Annotated in this window: 16 protein-coding genes; 6 read left to right on the plus strand and 10 right to left on the minus strand. The window is 71.6% G+C overall.

The annotated features are described in order from the left end of the window. Window positions 1–43: 43 nt before the first annotated feature. The gene (locus LQ222_RS01785; protein WP_230164085.1) at window positions 44–934 is read right to left on the minus strand and encodes a 2-dehydro-3-deoxygalactonokinase; all 891 of its coding nucleotides are present in this window, start codon (window positions 932–934) and stop codon (window positions 44–46) included. A 124-nt stretch (window positions 935–1,058) separates the two neighbouring features. Between LQ222_RS01785 and LQ222_RS01790 the strand changes: the two genes are divergently transcribed. Continuing rightward, window positions 1,059–2,255, plus strand: a complete 1,197-nt coding sequence (locus LQ222_RS01790) for a beta-propeller fold lactonase family protein (RefSeq protein WP_230164086.1) — start codon at window positions 1,059–1,061, stop codon at window positions 2,253–2,255. 55 nt (window positions 2,256–2,310) lie between these two features. Here LQ222_RS01790 and LQ222_RS01795 read toward each other — a convergent pair whose 3' ends face one another. The 8 genes from LQ222_RS01795 to LQ222_RS01830 form a co-directional block, all read right to left on the minus strand. Then, on the minus strand, window positions 2,311–2,745 hold the full coding sequence (locus LQ222_RS01795; protein WP_230164087.1) for a GNAT family N-acetyltransferase: 435 nt from the start codon (window positions 2,743–2,745) through the stop codon (window positions 2,311–2,313). Beyond that, window positions 2,745–3,506 (minus strand): aspartate/glutamate racemase family protein, encoded by a 762-nt coding sequence (locus LQ222_RS01800; protein WP_230164088.1) that lies wholly within the window; start codon window positions 3,504–3,506, stop codon window positions 2,745–2,747. Before LQ222_RS01800 ends, LQ222_RS01795 begins: the two co-directional genes overlap by 1 nt. Next, window positions 3,458–4,285, minus strand: coding sequence for an ABC transporter permease (locus tag LQ222_RS01805; RefSeq protein ID WP_230164089.1), 828 nt, complete (start codon window positions 4,283–4,285; stop codon window positions 3,458–3,460). Before LQ222_RS01805 ends, LQ222_RS01800 begins: the two co-directional genes overlap by 49 nt. Continuing rightward, a complete protein-coding gene (locus LQ222_RS01810) occupies window positions 4,285–5,091 on the minus strand; it encodes an ABC transporter ATP-binding protein (RefSeq protein WP_230164090.1) in 807 nt (268 codons plus the stop codon). Before LQ222_RS01810 ends, LQ222_RS01805 begins: the two co-directional genes overlap by 1 nt. A gap of 127 nt (window positions 5,092–5,218) precedes the next feature. Next, window positions 5,219–6,241, minus strand: a complete 1,023-nt coding sequence (locus LQ222_RS01815; protein ID WP_230164092.1) for an ABC transporter substrate-binding protein — start codon at window positions 6,239–6,241, stop codon at window positions 5,219–5,221. 163 nt (window positions 6,242–6,404) lie between these two features. Continuing rightward, complete coding sequence (locus LQ222_RS01820; RefSeq protein ID WP_230164093.1) at window positions 6,405–6,797, minus strand: hypothetical protein; 393 nt, start codon at window positions 6,795–6,797, stop codon at window positions 6,405–6,407. A gap of 97 nt (window positions 6,798–6,894) precedes the next feature. Beyond that, window positions 6,895–7,545: a hypothetical protein gene (locus tag LQ222_RS01825; protein WP_230164095.1), complete on the minus strand. Its 651-nt coding sequence runs from the start codon at window positions 7,543–7,545 to the stop codon at window positions 6,895–6,897. A 229-nt stretch (window positions 7,546–7,774) separates the two neighbouring features. Next, window positions 7,775–8,278 (minus strand): YqhA family protein, encoded by a 504-nt coding sequence (locus LQ222_RS01830; protein WP_230164097.1) that lies wholly within the window; start codon window positions 8,276–8,278, stop codon window positions 7,775–7,777. 96 nt (window positions 8,279–8,374) lie between these two features. Between LQ222_RS01830 and LQ222_RS01835 the strand changes: the two genes are divergently transcribed. The 4 genes from LQ222_RS01835 (at window position 8,375) to LQ222_RS01850 (ending at window position 11,988) form a co-directional block, all read left to right on the plus strand. After that, window positions 8,375–8,728 carry a RidA family protein gene (locus LQ222_RS01835; protein WP_230164099.1) on the plus strand — a complete coding sequence of 118 codons (354 nt, stop codon included), beginning with the start codon at window positions 8,375–8,377 and terminating at the stop codon, window positions 8,726–8,728. A gap of 5 nt (window positions 8,729–8,733) precedes the next feature. After that, window positions 8,734–9,681, plus strand: a complete 948-nt coding sequence (locus LQ222_RS01840; RefSeq protein WP_230164101.1) for a potassium channel family protein — start codon at window positions 8,734–8,736, stop codon at window positions 9,679–9,681. Between the two features lie 166 nt (window positions 9,682–9,847). Next, window positions 9,848–10,840, plus strand: a complete 993-nt coding sequence (locus tag LQ222_RS01845) for an NAD(P)-dependent oxidoreductase (RefSeq protein ID WP_230164102.1) — start codon at window positions 9,848–9,850, stop codon at window positions 10,838–10,840. 11 nt (window positions 10,841–10,851) lie between these two features. Beyond that, entirely contained in the window at window positions 10,852–11,988 is a 1,137-nt protein-coding gene (locus LQ222_RS01850) for a DegT/DnrJ/EryC1/StrS aminotransferase family protein (RefSeq protein WP_230164103.1), read from the plus strand. 90 nt (window positions 11,989–12,078) lie between these two features. Here the strand turns inward: LQ222_RS01850 and LQ222_RS01855 are convergent, their stop codons facing one another. Further along, entirely contained in the window at window positions 12,079–13,077 is a 999-nt protein-coding gene (locus tag LQ222_RS01855) for a nitronate monooxygenase family protein (RefSeq protein WP_230164104.1), read from the minus strand. A gap of 239 nt (window positions 13,078–13,316) precedes the next feature. Here LQ222_RS01855 and LQ222_RS01860 point away from each other — a divergent pair, with 239 nt between their 5' ends. Further along, window positions 13,317–16,085: a phosphoenolpyruvate carboxylase gene (locus LQ222_RS01860; RefSeq protein WP_230164105.1), complete on the plus strand. Its 2,769-nt coding sequence runs from the start codon at window positions 13,317–13,319 to the stop codon at window positions 16,083–16,085. Window positions 16,086–16,128: the final 43 nt, after the last annotated feature.

Genomic DNA, 16,128 nt, shown 5'->3' on the forward strand with positions numbered 1-16,128 from the left:
TTCAAGCGAAACCCGGCGCAGCGCGCAAGGGCGCGGCCACGCGCTATGGCCGCCACGCCGCCAGCCGCGTGGCGATCAGGTGCAGCCCGCGCGCCGCCGCATCGGGCGCCGCGCTGCGATGCGGCACGCCGAAGGCATCGAGCGCCGCGGCGTAGCGTGCCGTCAGCGCCGGCGCGCCGACCAGGATGACCGGCGGCGCCACGCCCCCCTCCAGCGCCGCCGCGACCTCGTGGCCGACCAGCAGGCCGGACAGGAAGGACGCCGCCTCGGCCTCGGTGATCTCGTCGAACAGCGATGCCGCGCGCAGGCCGAACAGGTGGTGCAGCAGCCCGCCAGGCTGCTTGGCGCGTGCAACGCCGCGGGCAAAGGCGGCGGGATCGGCCGGCGCGCCCGGGTCCATCATGCGGGCCAGGATCGTGTGGCCCGACAGCGCGGCATAGGCCTCGCCGGTCAGGTGCGTGGCGAAGCCGGTCACCGCGCCGCCCGCCATGGTCGCCCATTTGGAATGGCTGCCGGGCAGGCAGACGGTGGCAGCCTCGGCGCCGGCCAGGGCGCCCAGCATCTGCGTCTCCTCGCCGCGCATCACCTCGGGCACGCCGTGGCGGTCGAGGCAGCACAGGCCGGGCACGATGCGCACCTCGGCGCCATCGAAGGGCACCGCGACCGTGGCCTCGGCCAGGCCATCGAGGTCCGCCGGGCAGGGCAGGTAGGGCGCCTCCACCCAGCCCTGGCGGCTGCCGGCCATGCCGCTGACCAGCACGCGGGTGTCGCCCTTGTCGATCCAGTCGCCGGCACTGGCGCGCAGCGCATCGGGGAAGCCGCCCGGCTCGATGCCGAGGATGCCGCGCGGCGTCTCGCGCCGCGCCAGCACCGTGCCATCCGGCGCCAGCCGATAGGCCCGCAGGCCGGTGGTGCCCCAGTCGATCCCGATCATGCGCGTTCCCCAGGCTTGCCACCGCAATGCCCCAGGCGGGGGGCCACTTGCAACCATCCCTTGCATGGCCGGGATCGCGGGGGGAACATCCCGCCGCCGGGCGACCAAGGCGGAGGAAACATCGATGACATCCAGGCTGCTCGGCGGCGGCGCATTCGTGCTCGCGCTCGCCCTGGCACTGCCGGCGACGGCGCAGATCGCGGTCTCGGGCAACGACAACCGGCGGCGGCTGGTCAATGGCGCCAATACGGTGGTGCAGAACCCGCCGGCCGACACCATCACCATCATCGACCTGGGCGGCCGCACGCCGCGCGCGCTGGGCGAGGTGGCGCTGTCGCATTCCGTGGTCGGCCCGCCGACCTCGGTGGCGATCACGCCCGATGAACGCTTCGCCATCGTCACCTCGGCCGAGCGGCTGGACCCGGCCGACCCCACCAAGGTGCAGCCCGACAACCGCGTGCAGGTGGTCGACCTGCGCGCCACGCCCCCGCGCGTGACGCAGACGGTCGAGGCCGGGGCCGGGCCCTCCGGCGTGTCGATCAACCGCGCCGGCACCCTGGTGCTGGTGGCCAACCGCAATGCGGGCACGGTCAGCGTGTTCCGCTTCGTCAACGGGATGCTGGCCCCGGTCTCGACGGTCACGGTCGGCAATGCGACGTCGTCGCCGGCGCATGTGCAGTTCACCCCGGACGGTCGGCGCGCGCTCGTGACGCGCGACGACGCCGCGGCATCCTTCGTCAGCGTGCTGGCCATCGATGGCGAGACCGTCACCAAGACCGACCGCGACATCACCGCCGGGCTGCGCCCCTATGGCATGGGCATCACGCCCGACGGGCGCTGGGCGGTGGCGGCGAATATCGGGCGCGGCGGCGGCGACAACGACACGATCACGCTGATCAACCTGCAGCGCGAACCGTATCTGGCGGTGGACACCGTGTCGGTCGGCCCGACGCCGGAGGGCATCCAGGTCAGCCCCGACAACCGGCATGTCGCCGTCACCATCCACAACGGCTCGGCGCGCCCGCAGGGCCACCCGCTGCGCGGCCGCGCGCAGCTGATCATGCTGCGCATCGACAATGGCCGGCTGCGGGAGGTGGCGCGCGCGCCGATCGGCGACTGGGCGCAGGGCATCGCCTTCTCGCGCGATGGGCGCACGGTGCTGGTGCAGAACATGGCGGACCGCAACATCGGCGTCTTCCGCTTCGAGAACGGGCGCCTGCGCGACACCGGGCAGCGCATTCCCACCAATGGCGGGCCGGCGGCGATCCGCACCGCCGATGCGCCGCCCGCGCCGCCGCCACCCGCTCGCCCGCGCGGGTAGCGCCGATCCCCGGTCGGCCGGCCCCGGCCGACCGGATCGCGGGGCGCCGCGCGTGCTACAGCGGCCTGGCCAGCAGCCATTCGCCGCGCGGCGTCTCCCGGCCCAGCTCCACGAAGCCCTGCGCCAGGTAGAAGCCGAGCGGGCTTGCCGGGCCGCGCACGACGCTCGTCTCGACCGCCGAGAAGCCTTCGGTCCGCAGGTGCAGCAGGACGCTTTCCAGCGCCGCCCGCCCATGCCCGCGGCCCTGCTGGGCGCGGTCGATCATGAAGCGCCACAGGATCGCCAACCCCGGCACGTCGCCGCGGCGCCACTGCGCGAAGCCGATCGGCTGGGCGCCCAGGCAGACGGCGCGGAACGCCGCGCCGGGCTCGAAATGCGCCTGCGCGATCGACAGCGCGTTGGACGCGACATAGCCCTTCTGGTGGTCGTGCACCTCAAGCGCGCAGACGGCGCGCACTGTCTCCCGCGTGACCTCGCGCAGCGCGACCATCAGGCCGCGAGGCGGGCGAGGGGGCCGAGGCCAGCGACGCGCGCAGGCTCCGCCCCCGCCGCGCGCAGCGCGCCCCACAGCGCGACCGCGACGGAATCGAGCACCGGCACCCCGGTCACCGCCGCCGCCGCGGCCAGGCCGCGGAAATTCGTGCAGTGGATGGCGATGGCGTCGCAGCCCTCGGCCGCGACCTCGCGCGCCAGCCGCGTGACCAGGTCGGGCGCGTGCTCGGCGAAGGAGTAGTTGCCGGGGTCCTCCAGGTGGCGCTCGGCGGCGGGGGTGAAGCCCTCGGCGCGCAGGTTCGCCAGGATCGCGCCCTGCACGCTGGCGAGGTAGGGCGTGACCAGGCCGATCCGCCGCGCCCCCAGCGCGCGCAACGCATCATGCAGCGCCAGCGTGGCGGTGGTGCAGGCCAGGCCGGTCGCGGCGGTGATGGCGCCACACAGCGCGCGGTCGGCATCGAGCCCGAGCCAGGAGCCCGAGGTGCCGTTCCAGCAGATGGCATGGACCTTGGCATCCGCCAGCATCTGCGCCGCCGCCACCATCGGCGCGGGGTCGAATTGCCCGGTGGAGCCGCCCTCCAGCGTGATGGACAGCACCCGCAGGCGCTGGAAATGCGCGGTGATGCCGGGCGCATCCGCCAGCAGCGCATAGGTCGCGGGTTCCAGCACCGTGTTGGATGACGGCGTCAGCATCCCCAGCCGCAGCGCGCTCAGCCCCCCGTCGCGAGCCTCGGGTCGTTCTGTCCGCGCGTTGCCCATCCCGTCGTGCGTTCCTCGATCGTCACCGCGACCCAATACATCAGCACGCCCATGATGCCCGTGATGATCAGGCCGGCAAAGACCAGCGGCACGTCGAAGCGCGAGGAGGCGACCAGCATCAGGTGGCCGATCCCTTCATTCGCCGCCACCGTCTCGCTGATGATGGAGCCGACGAAGGCGACGGTGATCGCGATCTTCAGCGAGGCGAAGAAATACGGCATGGCCCGCGGCAGCCCGACCTTCAGGATGATGTCGCGCGGCCTGGCCCCCAGCGCGCGCAGCACGTCGCGCAGTTCCGGTTCGACTGTGGCGATCCCGGTCGCGACATTCACCACGATGGGGAAGAAGGAGATCAGGAAGGCGGTCAGCACGGCGGGCCAGAAGCCGGCGCCGAACCAGATCACCAGGATCGGCACCACCGCCACCTTGGGCACGGAATTGAAGGCGATCAGCAGCGGATAGAGCCCGCGATAGACCAGCACGGACGACCCGATCGCCACCCCCAGCAGCAGCCCGAAGCCGACCGCCATCAGGAAGCCGACCACGGTGGTGACCAGCGTGGCCCAGGCATTGGTCAGCAGCGGATGCCACCACTTCACCATGCTCTCGGCGATGACGCTGGGCGCCGGCAGGATGAAGACCGGGATGTCGAAGGCGCGGCAGGCGGCCTCCCAGACCAGGAACATGCCGATGATCACCAGCCAGGGCAGGGCGTTCTCCAGCCGGCGGCGGCGGCGGGCGGCCTCGGCCAGGGCTTCGGCGGTGCGCGGCGCGGCCATCAGGCGGCCTCCGCCTTGCGGGCATCGGCGATGCGGTCGCGCAATTCGTGGACGATGGCCTGGAATTCGGCGGCATAGGTGATGTCGAGGCTGCGCCGCCGGCCGTAGGGGACTGTCCGTTCCGCGATGATTCGCCCCGGCCGGTTCGACATGATCAGCACGCGGTCCGACAAATAGACCGCTTCCTTGAGGTCGTGCGTCACCAGGATCACGGTCGGCTTGCGGGCGATCCAGACATCCTGGAGCACGTCCCACAGGTCCTCGCGCGTAAAGACATCCAGCGCGCCGAAGGGTTCGTCCAGCATCAGCAGGCGCGGGTCGTGGACCAGGGCGCGGCACAATGATGCGCGCTGCTGCATGCCGCCCGACAGCTGCCAGGGGAACTTGCCTTCGAAGCCGGCCAGGCCGACCAGCTTCAGCAGTTCCTTGGCCTTGAATTCATAGTGGCCGCGCTGGCTGCGGAGCTGGCGGCGGTGCGGCTGCACGACCTCGAGCGGCAGCATCACGTTGTCGAGGATGTTGCGCCAGGGCAGCAGGGTGGGGTTCTGGAAGGCCATGCCGGCCATCGACAGCGGCCCTGCGACTTCGCGCCCGTCGACGATGACGGTGCCTTCGGTGGGAGGCCACAGCCCGGTGACCAGGCGCATCAGGGTGGATTTGCCGCAGCCCGAGGGCCCGACGACCGCGACGAATTCGCCATCCTGGACGTCGAGGCTGGTCCCTTTCAGGGCGAGCGTCCCCTCGACCCCGCCGTAGCGCATGGAGACGCCGTCGATCTGCACGAAGGGTGGCGTTGGGGCGTTCATGCGCTGGTCCTGGCACTTTATGTGCCGCGTTTCGCCGGGGGTGCGGTGGCTGTTCGGCCGGGACTGCCTTGGTGACAGCCAAAAGAAGGAGGGGGTCCGGGGGAGTTCCCTCCCCCGGTGCTTCCTTTCAGATGCGCCGCTCGGCGGCCGGCGGCAGGAAGTCGGTCGTGTAGATCTGGCTGCCCTGCAGCCGCGGCGTCATGTTGTAGGCGTCCTCGACCGCCACGATCCCGGCCTGCAGCCGGGCGGGATCGACCGCCGAGATGCCGTTGGCGCGGACATTGTCGGTCATGATGACGCGTTCGAGGTTGAGCTCGTGCCGTTCGCGTTCCAGCGCCACGTCGGTCAGCGGCTCGACGCGCTTGAGCACGTCGAGCATGTCCTGGCTGTTGCGAATACTTTCGATGAAGCCTTTCATTAAAGCCGCGGTCGCGCCGCGCACCGCATCCGGGTTGCGCTGGATGAAGGCGCGCGTGGTCAGGATGGCGCCGCCATACAGGTTCAGCCCGTGGTCGTAATACATCATGGTGCGCTGCTGGTTGATCGGCAGGCCGATGCCCTTGAGCGCGAGGGCCGAGGTGGTGACGAAGCCGGTGACGCCATCGGCCTCGCGCCGCACCAGCATGGGTTCGCGCAGCGCCGGGGTGACCGAGAGGAAGGTGACCTTCGCGGCATCGATGCCCGCGGCCTTGGCGAAGGCGGGAAACAGCTGGCGCCCGGCGTCGAAGTCCGGGGCCGCCAGGCGCTTGCCCTCAAGGTCCTTGGGCGTGCGGATCGGCCCGTCGGCGCGCACGATGGCGCAAAGCGGGCTGCGGTCGTGCAGCACCGCGACGGCGACGATGCCGCGGCCGGGGTTCTCGGCCATGAAGCGGATGGTCGGGTTGATGTCGGCATAGCCCATGTCGTAGCTGCCGCCGGCGAGGGCCACCGGCACGGCGCCGCCACCCTGCCCGCGATCGACCTGCACCTCGACGCCCGCGGCGCGGAAGTAGCCCTTCTCGCGGGCCACCAGCGCGAAGGCGTTGGGCGACTGGAAGGCCCAGTCGAGCATGATGCGCACGCGCGGCGCCTGGGCGCGGGCCAGGCCGGGGGCGCCCAGCGTGCCGCCGGCGGCGAGGAGGGCAGCGCGGCGCGTGAATCCTGGAACCATCGATTGTCTCCCTGGGGGCCGCTGGTGGCCGGCCCGGCTGCCTTCCTGGGGCAAGGTCGGGCCGGGGCGCAAGGCCGATGCGGGCGGGCGGGGACGGATTCCTGGCGCGGCGCGCGGCGCCCTGCCCAATCGGCGGGCGGGGGCTGCCCCGAAAGCGGGCCGTTTAGTCGGCCAGGGGATAGTCGGCCAGTTCGGGGCGCATCGCCTCGATGACGAAATCCACGAAGGCGGCGGGTGCGTCGAGGTAGAATTCCCGGTCGGAATAGGCGCCCAGGCTCGCCTCCAGCCCCTGGCCGCGCAGCCAGGTGGCCAGGGCATCGAGGTCGTCGCGCGGCGTCTCGCTGAGGAAGGCGACCTGGGAGCGGCGCTTGTCGGCGTCGCGGTGGGCGGTCTCGCTGCGGCTGAACTGGAGGTCGATGGTCGCCCCTGGCTGTCGCAGCCAGATCGACCGTTCGGTCCGCCGCAGCACCACGAAGCCGAGCCGGGTGGTCAGCAGCGTGACGATGGTGTCGAAATGGCGGGTGTCCAGGCGGTTCGCGACGTGATTGAACTGCATGGCGCAACCCCATGAAAACAGGCGGAACGTGTTCGCGTCTGCCGCGGCCACGCCGGGCCGGGCGCGGCGCGCATCATGCCGCGCCGGCCGCCCAGGGTCACGGCGGATCCATGAAGGCCGATGCCGCCGAGGCGCGCGCCAGCAACGACCGCATCGCCGGGTTCTCGTGCCCTTCATGCGCGGTTAGCGCCTCCATCGGGCAGAAGTATTCGTGCGGATGCGGCATCTGGTGGCGCGCGAAGCCCTGGTAGTGGTCGCGCTGCAATCCGTACAGCACCCGCAGGTCGCGCACCGGCAGCGTCAGCGGGGCGATCGGCTCGCTGGTCAGGAACGGGATGATCAGCCAGCGCGGCGTGGTGTCATTGGCCTGCAGCGGTGCCAGCAGCCAGGCCAGCGGGCAATGCGCCAGCAGGGAGATGGTCGACGGCGCGAAGCGCGACCGCTTGTCCAGCAGGTTCTGGAAGGTCGAGCAGGCCTCGATGCACAGGATGTCGGCATAGGCATCCTCGGGCGTGCCGCCGAAATGCAGCCAGAGCCCATCGGGGATGGTGCGCATCCGGTCGGATCCCGGGATCTTCAGGTAGGGCTGGGCGACCGGTTCCCCATCGCTGGGCCGGCCGCGCAGCCAGGCGCCCTCGGTGCCCAGGCTGCAGGCGCCGGGCGGGCGTTGCGGCCAGGTCTTGAGCCTGTCGCGGATGATCGTGTCGAGGCGCGCGGGGCGCCGCTCCAGTCGACGGAATTCGCTCATCACAGGAATTTATGACCCCAAATATCAACCTATAGGCGAATAAAGAAACGTGAACGCACGCCGGGCAAGCGAAAACCGTATTTCTCGCGGTTCGAAAACGCGAATTGACGGAGTAAAAACGCGAGTCGGCGCACCACGCTCGGCGGCGTTCTTGATGAAATGGATTAAGTTACGGCGGTAACGGATTCATGTGAATCCCGAATCCACCCGTTTGCGCGCGGCCCGCCCGCTACTCCTTGGGCAGCCTGGTTCCGGCGGAAATCCGGTCGGTCAGCGCCAGCACCACCGCGCCCACCAGGAACATGGCGTGCAGCCCCATCGCCCAGGCCAGCGTGCGGTCCGAATAGATATCCGCGCGCAGGAACATCTGCAGCAGCTGGATCGAGGAGATCGCCACGATCGACCCCGCCAGCTTCACCTTCAGGTTGCCCGGATCCAGCTTGCGGATCCACGACATGCCGCCCGCCTTGGGATCGTCGAAGGGCATCACCAGGCTGTCCCAGGATGCCAGGATCACCATCACCACCAGCGCCGCCACCAGCGTCCAGTCCAGCAGGTGCAGCAGGTCGAGCAGCGCCTGGTCCTCGGGCGAGGAGAACACCCCCGTCCCGAACTTCACCAGCTTGGTCAGGAAGCGCGCCGCGAAAAGCCCCAGCGCCACCGTCAGCCCGAGCAGGAACACCGCCGCGATCCAGCGGCTTGCCAGAATGACACTGGTGAGAATCGGGCGCATGGGACGAACCTTCGGCACGACGTGCGAAACCCGCCCCGGCCGACCCGGGGCGCCGCGGGCTTATGGCCGAGTTTCGGCCCTTGAGGGAGTGACCCAATGACGCGCATCCGCCGATTGGCCGAAGAAGCCCGCCTGTCCGGCGCGGTGGTGGCGGGCGGCATGGTCTGGCTGGCCGGCCAGGTCGCCGACGACGCCACCCTGGATGCCGAGGGCCAGACCGCCGACATCCTGGCGCAGATCGACGCCCTGCTGGCGCAAGCCGGCACCGACAAGTGCGCCCTGGTCAGCATCACCGTGGTGCTGGCCGATATCCGCGATGCGCCGGCGATGAACCGCGCCTGGGATGCCTGGATGGACCCCGCCCACAAGCCGGCCCGCATGACGATCGAGGCGCCGCTGGTCGACCCGGCCTGGAAGGTCGAGATCACCGGCGTCGCCCTCGCGCCCTGACCACCATGCCGGCGTCACCGCGCCAGGTCCTGCCCGAAGGCTGGCTGCGGTCGGTCGCGATGACGCTGGGCTTCGGCCTGGTCGTCGCCGGCGGGCTGGCGGACCAGGGCACCCTGTTTCCCTTCCTGGTCATCGGCGTGGCGGCGCTGGGCCTGGGCACGCTGTTCCTGCTGTTCCCGCACGGGATGCACTTCGCCTTCGGGACCAGCGCCGGGCTCGCGGTCTATGCCTGCCTGTTCGCGGTGATGGGCCGCGCCGCCTTCCCCGAGGCGCCGGCGCCGGCGCGCGCCGTGGCCTTCCTGCTGCCGGTCGCGACCTTCCTGCTGGCGGTCTGGTGGCGCCGGCGATCGCTGCGCCTGGTGGCCGAGGCGGCGCATCCCTTCGACCTGGGGCACCTGCCGCGGATGGCGCGCTGGCTGCTGCCGGTCTGGGCGGTGGGCGCCTTCTCCCTGGCGCTGCCGGTGAACCGGCTGCCGGTGTTCGAACAGGGGGTCGGGCTGGTCGGCGCGATGCTGGTCATCGCGATCATCGTCGCGGCGTCGGTCCGCGGGGTGGTTCTGCTGCTGACCGACATGGCGCTGATCACCGAGGAACTGGCGGCGCGTGCCGCGCGCATGCTGGTCCCGGTGGTGGCCTTCCTGGCCATGTACGCGATGCTGGTGATCCTGTTCGCCTGCTTCTACCGGATCGCGCAGGGGCTCTCGATGGTGCCGCTGTTCCATGGGCCGTCCGGGCCGGTGCCGCTGCCCTTCCCGGATGCGCTGTATTTCTCGCTCGTGACCCAGGCCACTGTGGGCTACGGCGATGTCACGCCACATGACGACGGCATCCGGCTGCTGGCCTCCCTGCAGGTGGTGGCGGGCCAGGTGCTGCTGCTGTTCGGCTTCGCCGAGATCATGCGGACGCGGCGCGTGCTGGCGGCGGAGGCGCCGCCGCGCCGGTCCAGCGAATGAGGCCGCGGCGCGGGTGGTCCCGACCGCGGCGGACCGCGCCGATGTGCCTGCCGGTCATCCGCCCCGGCGCCGCCGGCGGGCCATCGCAAATCAGCCCCGCGCACGGCGCCATTCCGCCGCAATCGCGGGCCAGGATGCCTTCATTGGACAAGGACGCGACACGGCAATGGTGACCCCCGATTTCTGGCGCGGCCGGCGTGTCCTGGTGACCGGGGGCGCGGGCTTCCTGGGGTCCAACCTGTGCCATGCGCTGGCCGGGTTCGGCGCGCGTGTCACCGCGCTCGATGCCATGATGCCCGATGGCGGTGCCTCGGCCCGCAACCTCGAAGGGGCGGGGGTGATGCTGGTGCGCGGGGATATCCGTGACACCGAACTGCATTCGCTGTGCGAAGGCGTGGACGTGCTGTTCAACATGGCGGCGCAAACCAGCCACATGGGCGGCCAGAAGGACCCGGTCGCCGACATCGCCATCAACGCCGTGGCGCAGGTGCGGCTGATCGGCGTGATGCGCGAAGTGGCCCCCAAGGCCGCCGTGGTGCATGCCTCGACCCGCCAGTTCTACGGCCGCCCGCGCGCCCTGCCGGTCGATGAACTGCACCCGGTCAATCCGCCCGACGCCAATGGCGTGTCGAAATGGGCGGGCGAGCAGTACTGGCTGCTGGAACAGCGCGTCCATCACCGCCCGGTCGTCTCGCTGCGCCTGACCAATTGCTACGGCCCGCGCCTGCGCATCCGCGATGCGCGCCAGACCTTCCTGGGCATCTGGATCCGCCGCGTGCTGGAAAACGAGCCCTTCGAGGTCTGGGGCGGCGCGCAATTGCGCGACCTGACCTATGTGGAGGACGTCACCGACGCCTTCCTGGTCTCGGCCGAAAAAGCCGCGGAACCAGGGCTTTCGGGTCAGGTGTTCAACCTTGGCGGCAGTCCGCCAACCTCGCTGATCGACCTGGCGAACCGCCTGATCGCCGCCAACAACGGCACCGGGTCGTTCGAACTCCGGGAATTCCCCGCCGACCGCGCGCCGATCGACATCGGCTCCTACGCCGCCGACGACACCGCCTTCCGAAACGCTTCAGGCTGGGCGCCGAAGGTGGACCTCGATGAGGGGTTGCGACGCTCCCTCGCGTGGTATCGTCCCCGTCTGTCCGACTACCTGTAAGGCATCCCGCCATGAACGCGCCCACCCTCGTCATGATCCCCCAGGCCGACCCCGGCGCCGGCTACCGCGCCCAGAAGGCCGAGATCGACGCCGCCGTCGCGCGCGCGCTCGACAGCGGCTGGTACATCCTCGGCAAGGAGGGCGCCGCCTTCGAGGCCGAATTCGCCGCCTGGCTCGGCGCCGGCCAGCACGCCGTCGGTTGCGCCAACGGCACCGATGCGCTCGCACTGGTGCTGCGCGGCCTGGGCATCGGCCCGGGCATGTCCGTCGCCACCGTCTCGCACACCGCCGTCGCCACCGTCGCGGCGATCGAGATGGTGGGCGCCACCCCCCTGCTGCTCGACATCGACCCCGACACCTACACCATGGACCCGGACGAGCTCGCCAGCGTGCTCGACCACCCGCCGCCGGGCCTGCCGCCGCTGCGCGCGGTGATCGCCGTGCACATCTATGGCCAGGCCTGCGACCTCGGCCCGATGCTGGACGCCTGCAACGCCCGCGGCATCCCGCTGATCGAGGATTGCGCCCAGTGCCACGGCGCAACACTCGATGGCCGGATGCTCGGCACCATCGGCACCGCCGCGGCCTATTCCCTGTATCCGACGAAGAACCTCGGCGCGCTGGGCGATGGCGGCGTGCTGTCCACCGCCGATGCGGAGCTGGCCGAACGCATCGCCGCCATCCGCCAGTATGGCTGGCGCGAGCGCTACATCAGCAGCCTGGTCGGCATCAATTCGCGCCTCGATGAGATCCAGGCTGCGATCCTGCGCGTGAAGCTCACCGCGCTCGATGCCGGCAACGCACGGCGCCGTGCAATCGCCGGCGCCTATGACGCGGCGCTGGCCGGCTCCTCGCTCGCCCCCCCGCACCGCCGCCCCGGCGCCGAGCACGTGTTCCACCAATACGTCCTGCGCACCGAGGACCGCACCGCCATCCAGGCGCAACTCAAGGCCCACGGCGTCGGCACCGGCATCCACTACCCGGTGCCGGTCCACCTGCAATCCGCCTACAAGGACCGCACGCCCCTCGGCCCCGCCGGCTGCGCCGAGACCGCGAAGGCGGCAGGCGAAGTCCTCAGCCTGCCGATGTACCCCGAACTGACGGACGCGCAGGTGGAGCGCATCTGCGAGGCACTGCGCGGGCTGTGAGGGCGCGGCGGGGAGGGCTTGGCCCTCCCCGGACCCCTCCCACCAAGGGCTTAAGGCCCTTGGATCCCTCAACGCCCCCGCCGCGCCCCGTCACGCCGCCGCGCGCCGCCCCCAGTTTGCGTTCACCAGTGGCGATCCGGCGCTCAGGCGCGCCCGCGCTGCCGCGTATTCGCTGGCCAGCCGGTCCACCAGCGCCGCGGCCGGCACCACCGCGTCGATCCCGCCGACCGACTGCCCTGCGCCCCAGATGTCCTTCCACTTCCGCTTGCGGTCGGTGCCGAAGTTCATCTGCGACCCTTCCACTCCCGCCAGGTTGTCGGGATCGAGCCCGGCATTGCGCAGCGAGGGCTTCAGGTAGTTGCCGTGCACGCCGGTGATCAGGTTGGTGTAGACGATGTCCCCGGCGGCGCTCTCGACGATCATGCGCTTGTAATCCTCGACCGCGCGGGCTTCCTCGGTCGCGATGAAGGCGCTGCCCATATAGGCGAAGTCCGCGCCCATCGCCTCGGCGGCCAGGATGCTCCGGCCATGCGCGATGGCGCCCGACAGCGCGATCGGCCCGTCGAACCAGGCGCGGGTTTCCTGCACCAGGGCGAAGGGCGATTGCGCGCCCGCATGGCCGCCCGCCCCGGCCGCCACCAGCACCAGGCCATCGGCGCCCTTGTCGATGGCGCTGTGCGCGAAGCGCTGGTTGATCACGTCATGGATGGTGAAGCCGCCATAGGAATGGATGGCGTCATTCACCTCCGGCCGCGCGCCCAGGCTGGTGATGATCAGCGGCACCTGGTGCTTCACGCACAGCGCCAAATCCTGCTCCAGCCGGTCGTTCGACCGGTGCACGATCAGGTTGATGGCGAAGGGGGCCGCGGGCCGGTCCGGATGCGCGGCATCGTGCGCGGCGAGGCGTTCCTTGATCTCGGCCAGCCATTCATCCAGCTGTTCGACCGGCCGGGCATTCAGCGACGGCATCGACCCGATCACGCCCGCGGTGCATTGCGCGACCACCAGGTCGGGCACCGAGATGATGAACAGCGGCGACCCGATCAGCGGCAGGCGCAGCCGCCCCTTCAGGCTCTCGATCAGCGACATGCGGTCTCCCCCGTGGCGTCCTGGCGCAACCCTCGCCCGCCCTGCCGCCTTCTGTCGAGACTCGCGCGGGCGGATCGGTGGCCCCGCGAGCTCCGCCGCGCTGGGCCAGGCTCCCGTGCGGAACGCCGTGCCGGCCGGCGCCGCGCGGCGACACCGCCGCCTCGCGCCCCCGTGGCCGACGCCGCGGCGCCGCGATTTCGTGCTGGCGCCCGGGCACTTCGCAAGTGCAGCATGACGCCATGGACGATGCCGCCGCCCCTCCGGACCTGCTCGCCCGCCTGCGCCTCGCGCGGCAGGCCTCCGCTGCCGACCCCTTCGGCGATCCCGTGCTGCTGGTCGCGCTCGACATCAGCCGCGCGATGGATGAAGGGCGGGTCACGCTGGACCACCTGGCGGCGCTGATCGCCGGCCTGGCGCGGGATGCGGCGGCGGATCGCGCGGCGCGGCTGGCCGGCTATGTCGGGATTGGCGACGACGCGGCGGCGCTGGCGCGGCTCGCCGCACGCCTGGTGCGCCCCGACCCCGAGGACAGCCCGGTGCCCTTCGCCGCCTTCCGCGACGCGGTGGAACGCGCGCGCTTCGCCGCCGTCTTCACCGCCCATCCGACCTTCTCGCTGCCGCTCGCGACCTCGACCGCGCTGGCCGAGGCGGCGTCGGGCAGCGCGCTGCCGGATGGCCTGTCGCATCGTCCGGCGCCGGTCACGCTGGCGCAGGAATTCGACCAGGCGGCGGCCGCGATCGCGCGCGGGCGCGACGCGCTGGACGACCTGTCCGCCGCGCTGTTCGACGCCGGCCGGGCGGTGTGGGGCGAACGCGCGCTGGCGCTGCTGCCGCGCCCGGTCATCCTGTCCAGCTGGGTCGGCTACGACACGGATGGGCGCACCGACATCGGCTGGCAGGACACGCTGCGGCTGCGGCTGCGCATGAAGCGCCTGCAACTGGACCGGCTGGCGGATCGCCTCGAACCGCTGGGCGACTGCGCCGCGCCCATCGTGGCGCGGGCGCGCGAGGCCGCTGCCATGGTCGCCGCGCAGGAAGCCGCCGCGCCCGAGAAGACCGACGCCGCCGCCGTGCAGGATTTCGCCCGCCGCATGGTGGATGGGCGCGATACCGCGTTGACCGCGCCCGACCCGCTGGTCGCGCTGTTCGCGCAGGCGATCGAGGCCGCGCCCGACGGCGCCACGCGCCAGGCGCTGGCGGTGCAGCGCGCGGGGCTGGTCGCGCATGGGCTGGCGCTGGCGCATACCCATGTCCGGCTGAACGCCGCGCAGGTGCATAATGCGCTGCGCCAGCGCCTGGGCATCGCCGCCGCGCCGGAGGACCGCGCGGCGCGGCGCGGGCTGCTGGCCCAGGTCAATGCCGCGCTGGGCGAGGTAGCGCCGATGCCGGTCGATTACGGCGCGCTGCTGGCCGAACAGGCCTCCGCCGTGCGGCTGATGATGACCATCGCGCAGATGCTCAAGCATATCGACGCCAGCCAGAAGGTGCGCTTCCTGATCGCCGAGACCGAGACCGGCTACACGCTGCTGGCCGCGCTGTGGCTGGCCAGGCGCCTGGGCATCGCCGAGCGCATCGAGATCTCCCCGCTGTTCGAGACGGCGGACGCGCTGGAACGCGGCGAGCGCGTGCTGGAAGAAGCCCTGCGTTCCCCGCATTACCGCGACTATCTGCGGGCCCATGGCCGGCTCTGCCTGCAATTCGGCTATTCCGATTCGGGGCGCTATGTCGGGCAGCCGGCGGCGTCCTACCTGGCGGAGCGGCTGAAGATCCGGCTGTCGGAGTTGCTGCGCCGCCACGGGCTCGATGGCATCGAACTGGTGCTGTTCGACACCCATGGCGAGAGCATCGGCCGCGGCGGGCATCCGGACAGCCTGGCGGACCGCTTCGCCTACCTCTCGCCGCCCGCCGCGCGCGCGGCGCTGGCGGCGGCCGACCTGCCGCTGCGCGAGGAGACCGCCTTCCAGGGATCCGATGGCTACATGCTGTTCGGCACGGCCGCGCTGGCGCGCGCCACCGTCGCGCGCATCGCCGAACACGCCTTCGGCGGGCCGGCGCCCGACCCCGACCCGATCTATGCCGAGGCCGATTGGGCGACCGATTTCTTCGCCACCGCGCGGCGCGAAATGGCCGCGCTGGTCGAGGACCCGGGCTATGCCGCGCTGCTCGGCGCCTTCGGCCCGGGCCTGCTCGACAAGACCGGCTCGCGCCCGGCGGCGCGGCAATCGGATACCGGCGGGCCGGCGCGGATCAGCCATCCGTCGCAACTGCGCGCCATCCCGAACAACGCGATCCTGCACCAGATGGGCTGGCTCGCGAACACGCTGCACGGGTTGGGCGCGGCGGCGGCGGCCAATCCGGACGCCTTCGCCGACATGCTGGCGCGATCGCCGCGCTTCGCCCGCGCCATGGCGATGGCGGCGCGCGCGGCGGCGTGTTCGGACCTGGGCGTGTTGCGCGCCGCGGTGGACATGCTGGACCCATCGCCCTGGCTCGACCGCGCCGGCTTCACGAAGCGGCCCGGCCGGCGGGAGGCGCTGACGGCGGTTGCCAGCGCGCTGGAACGGCTCGACCTGTCGCCCGCCACGCGCCGGATGTTCCGCCGCCTGCAGGCCGACCACCAGGCGTTGCGCGCGGCCTGGCCGGACCTGCCCGAGATGCCCGACCGCCTGGTGCTGGTGCATGCGGTGCGGCTGTGCCTGGTGCAGCGGCTATGGCTGCTGGCGGTGGCGCTGCCCGAATTCAGCCCGCGCCATGGCGCAACGCGCGACAGCCTGATCGCCCGGCTGCTGCAGCTGGACGTGCCGCCGGTGCTGGAGCTGCTCGGGCAGATCTTCCCCGCCGCGCCCGACCCGGCGACGGGCCTGGACTTCGCCGAACCCGCCGCCCCGCGCGAAGGCGCGTCCTATGCTGCCGAGCACGCCGCCATCCTGGCCCCGATGGCGCGCTGCTTCGCGCTGGTGCGCGAATGCTCGGCGGTGGTCAGCCACGAGGTCGGCGCCTTCGGCTGATGGCGCCGGCCGGCAGCATGACGCACTGGCCGTGAACGGTTTC

The organism is Roseomonas sp. CECT 9278, assembly GCF_918698155.1.
Classification (GTDB): domain Bacteria; phylum Pseudomonadota; class Alphaproteobacteria; order Acetobacterales; family Acetobacteraceae; genus Neoroseomonas.

Coding starts and splice junctions, on each gene's coding strand:
- LQ222_RS01785 (WP_230164085.1), bottom strand. CDS start 934: ATGATCGGGATCGACTGGGGCACCACCGGCCTGCGGGCCTATCGGCTG.
- LQ222_RS01790 (WP_230164086.1), top strand. CDS start 1,059: ATGACATCCAGGCTGCTCGGCGGCGGCGCATTCGTGCTCGCGCTCGCC.
- LQ222_RS01795 (WP_230164087.1), bottom strand. CDS start 2,745: ATGGTCGCGCTGCGCGAGGTCACGCGGGAGACAGTGCGCGCCGTCTGC.
- LQ222_RS01800 (WP_230164088.1), bottom strand. CDS start 3,506: ATGGGCAACGCGCGGACAGAACGACCCGAGGCTCGCGACGGGGGGCTG.
- LQ222_RS01805 (WP_230164089.1), bottom strand. CDS start 4,285: ATGGCCGCGCCGCGCACCGCCGAAGCCCTGGCCGAGGCCGCCCGCCGC.
- LQ222_RS01810 (WP_230164090.1), bottom strand. CDS start 5,091: ATGAACGCCCCAACGCCACCCTTCGTGCAGATCGACGGCGTCTCCATG.
- LQ222_RS01815 (WP_230164092.1), bottom strand. CDS start 6,241: ATGGTTCCAGGATTCACGCGCCGCGCTGCCCTCCTCGCCGCCGGCGGC.
- LQ222_RS01820 (WP_230164093.1), bottom strand. CDS start 6,797: ATGCAGTTCAATCACGTCGCGAACCGCCTGGACACCCGCCATTTCGAC.
- LQ222_RS01825 (WP_230164095.1), bottom strand. CDS start 7,545: ATGAGCGAATTCCGTCGACTGGAGCGGCGCCCCGCGCGCCTCGACACG.
- LQ222_RS01830 (WP_230164097.1), bottom strand. CDS start 8,278: ATGCGCCCGATTCTCACCAGTGTCATTCTGGCAAGCCGCTGGATCGCG.
- LQ222_RS01835 (WP_230164099.1), top strand. CDS start 8,375: ATGACGCGCATCCGCCGATTGGCCGAAGAAGCCCGCCTGTCCGGCGCG.
- LQ222_RS01840 (WP_230164101.1), top strand. CDS start 8,734: ATGCCGGCGTCACCGCGCCAGGTCCTGCCCGAAGGCTGGCTGCGGTCG.
- LQ222_RS01845 (WP_230164102.1), top strand. CDS start 9,848: ATGGTGACCCCCGATTTCTGGCGCGGCCGGCGTGTCCTGGTGACCGGG.
- LQ222_RS01850 (WP_230164103.1), top strand. CDS start 10,852: ATGAACGCGCCCACCCTCGTCATGATCCCCCAGGCCGACCCCGGCGCC.
- LQ222_RS01855 (WP_230164104.1), bottom strand. CDS start 13,077: ATGTCGCTGATCGAGAGCCTGAAGGGGCGGCTGCGCCTGCCGCTGATC.
- LQ222_RS01860 (WP_230164105.1), top strand. CDS start 13,317: ATGGACGATGCCGCCGCCCCTCCGGACCTGCTCGCCCGCCTGCGCCTC.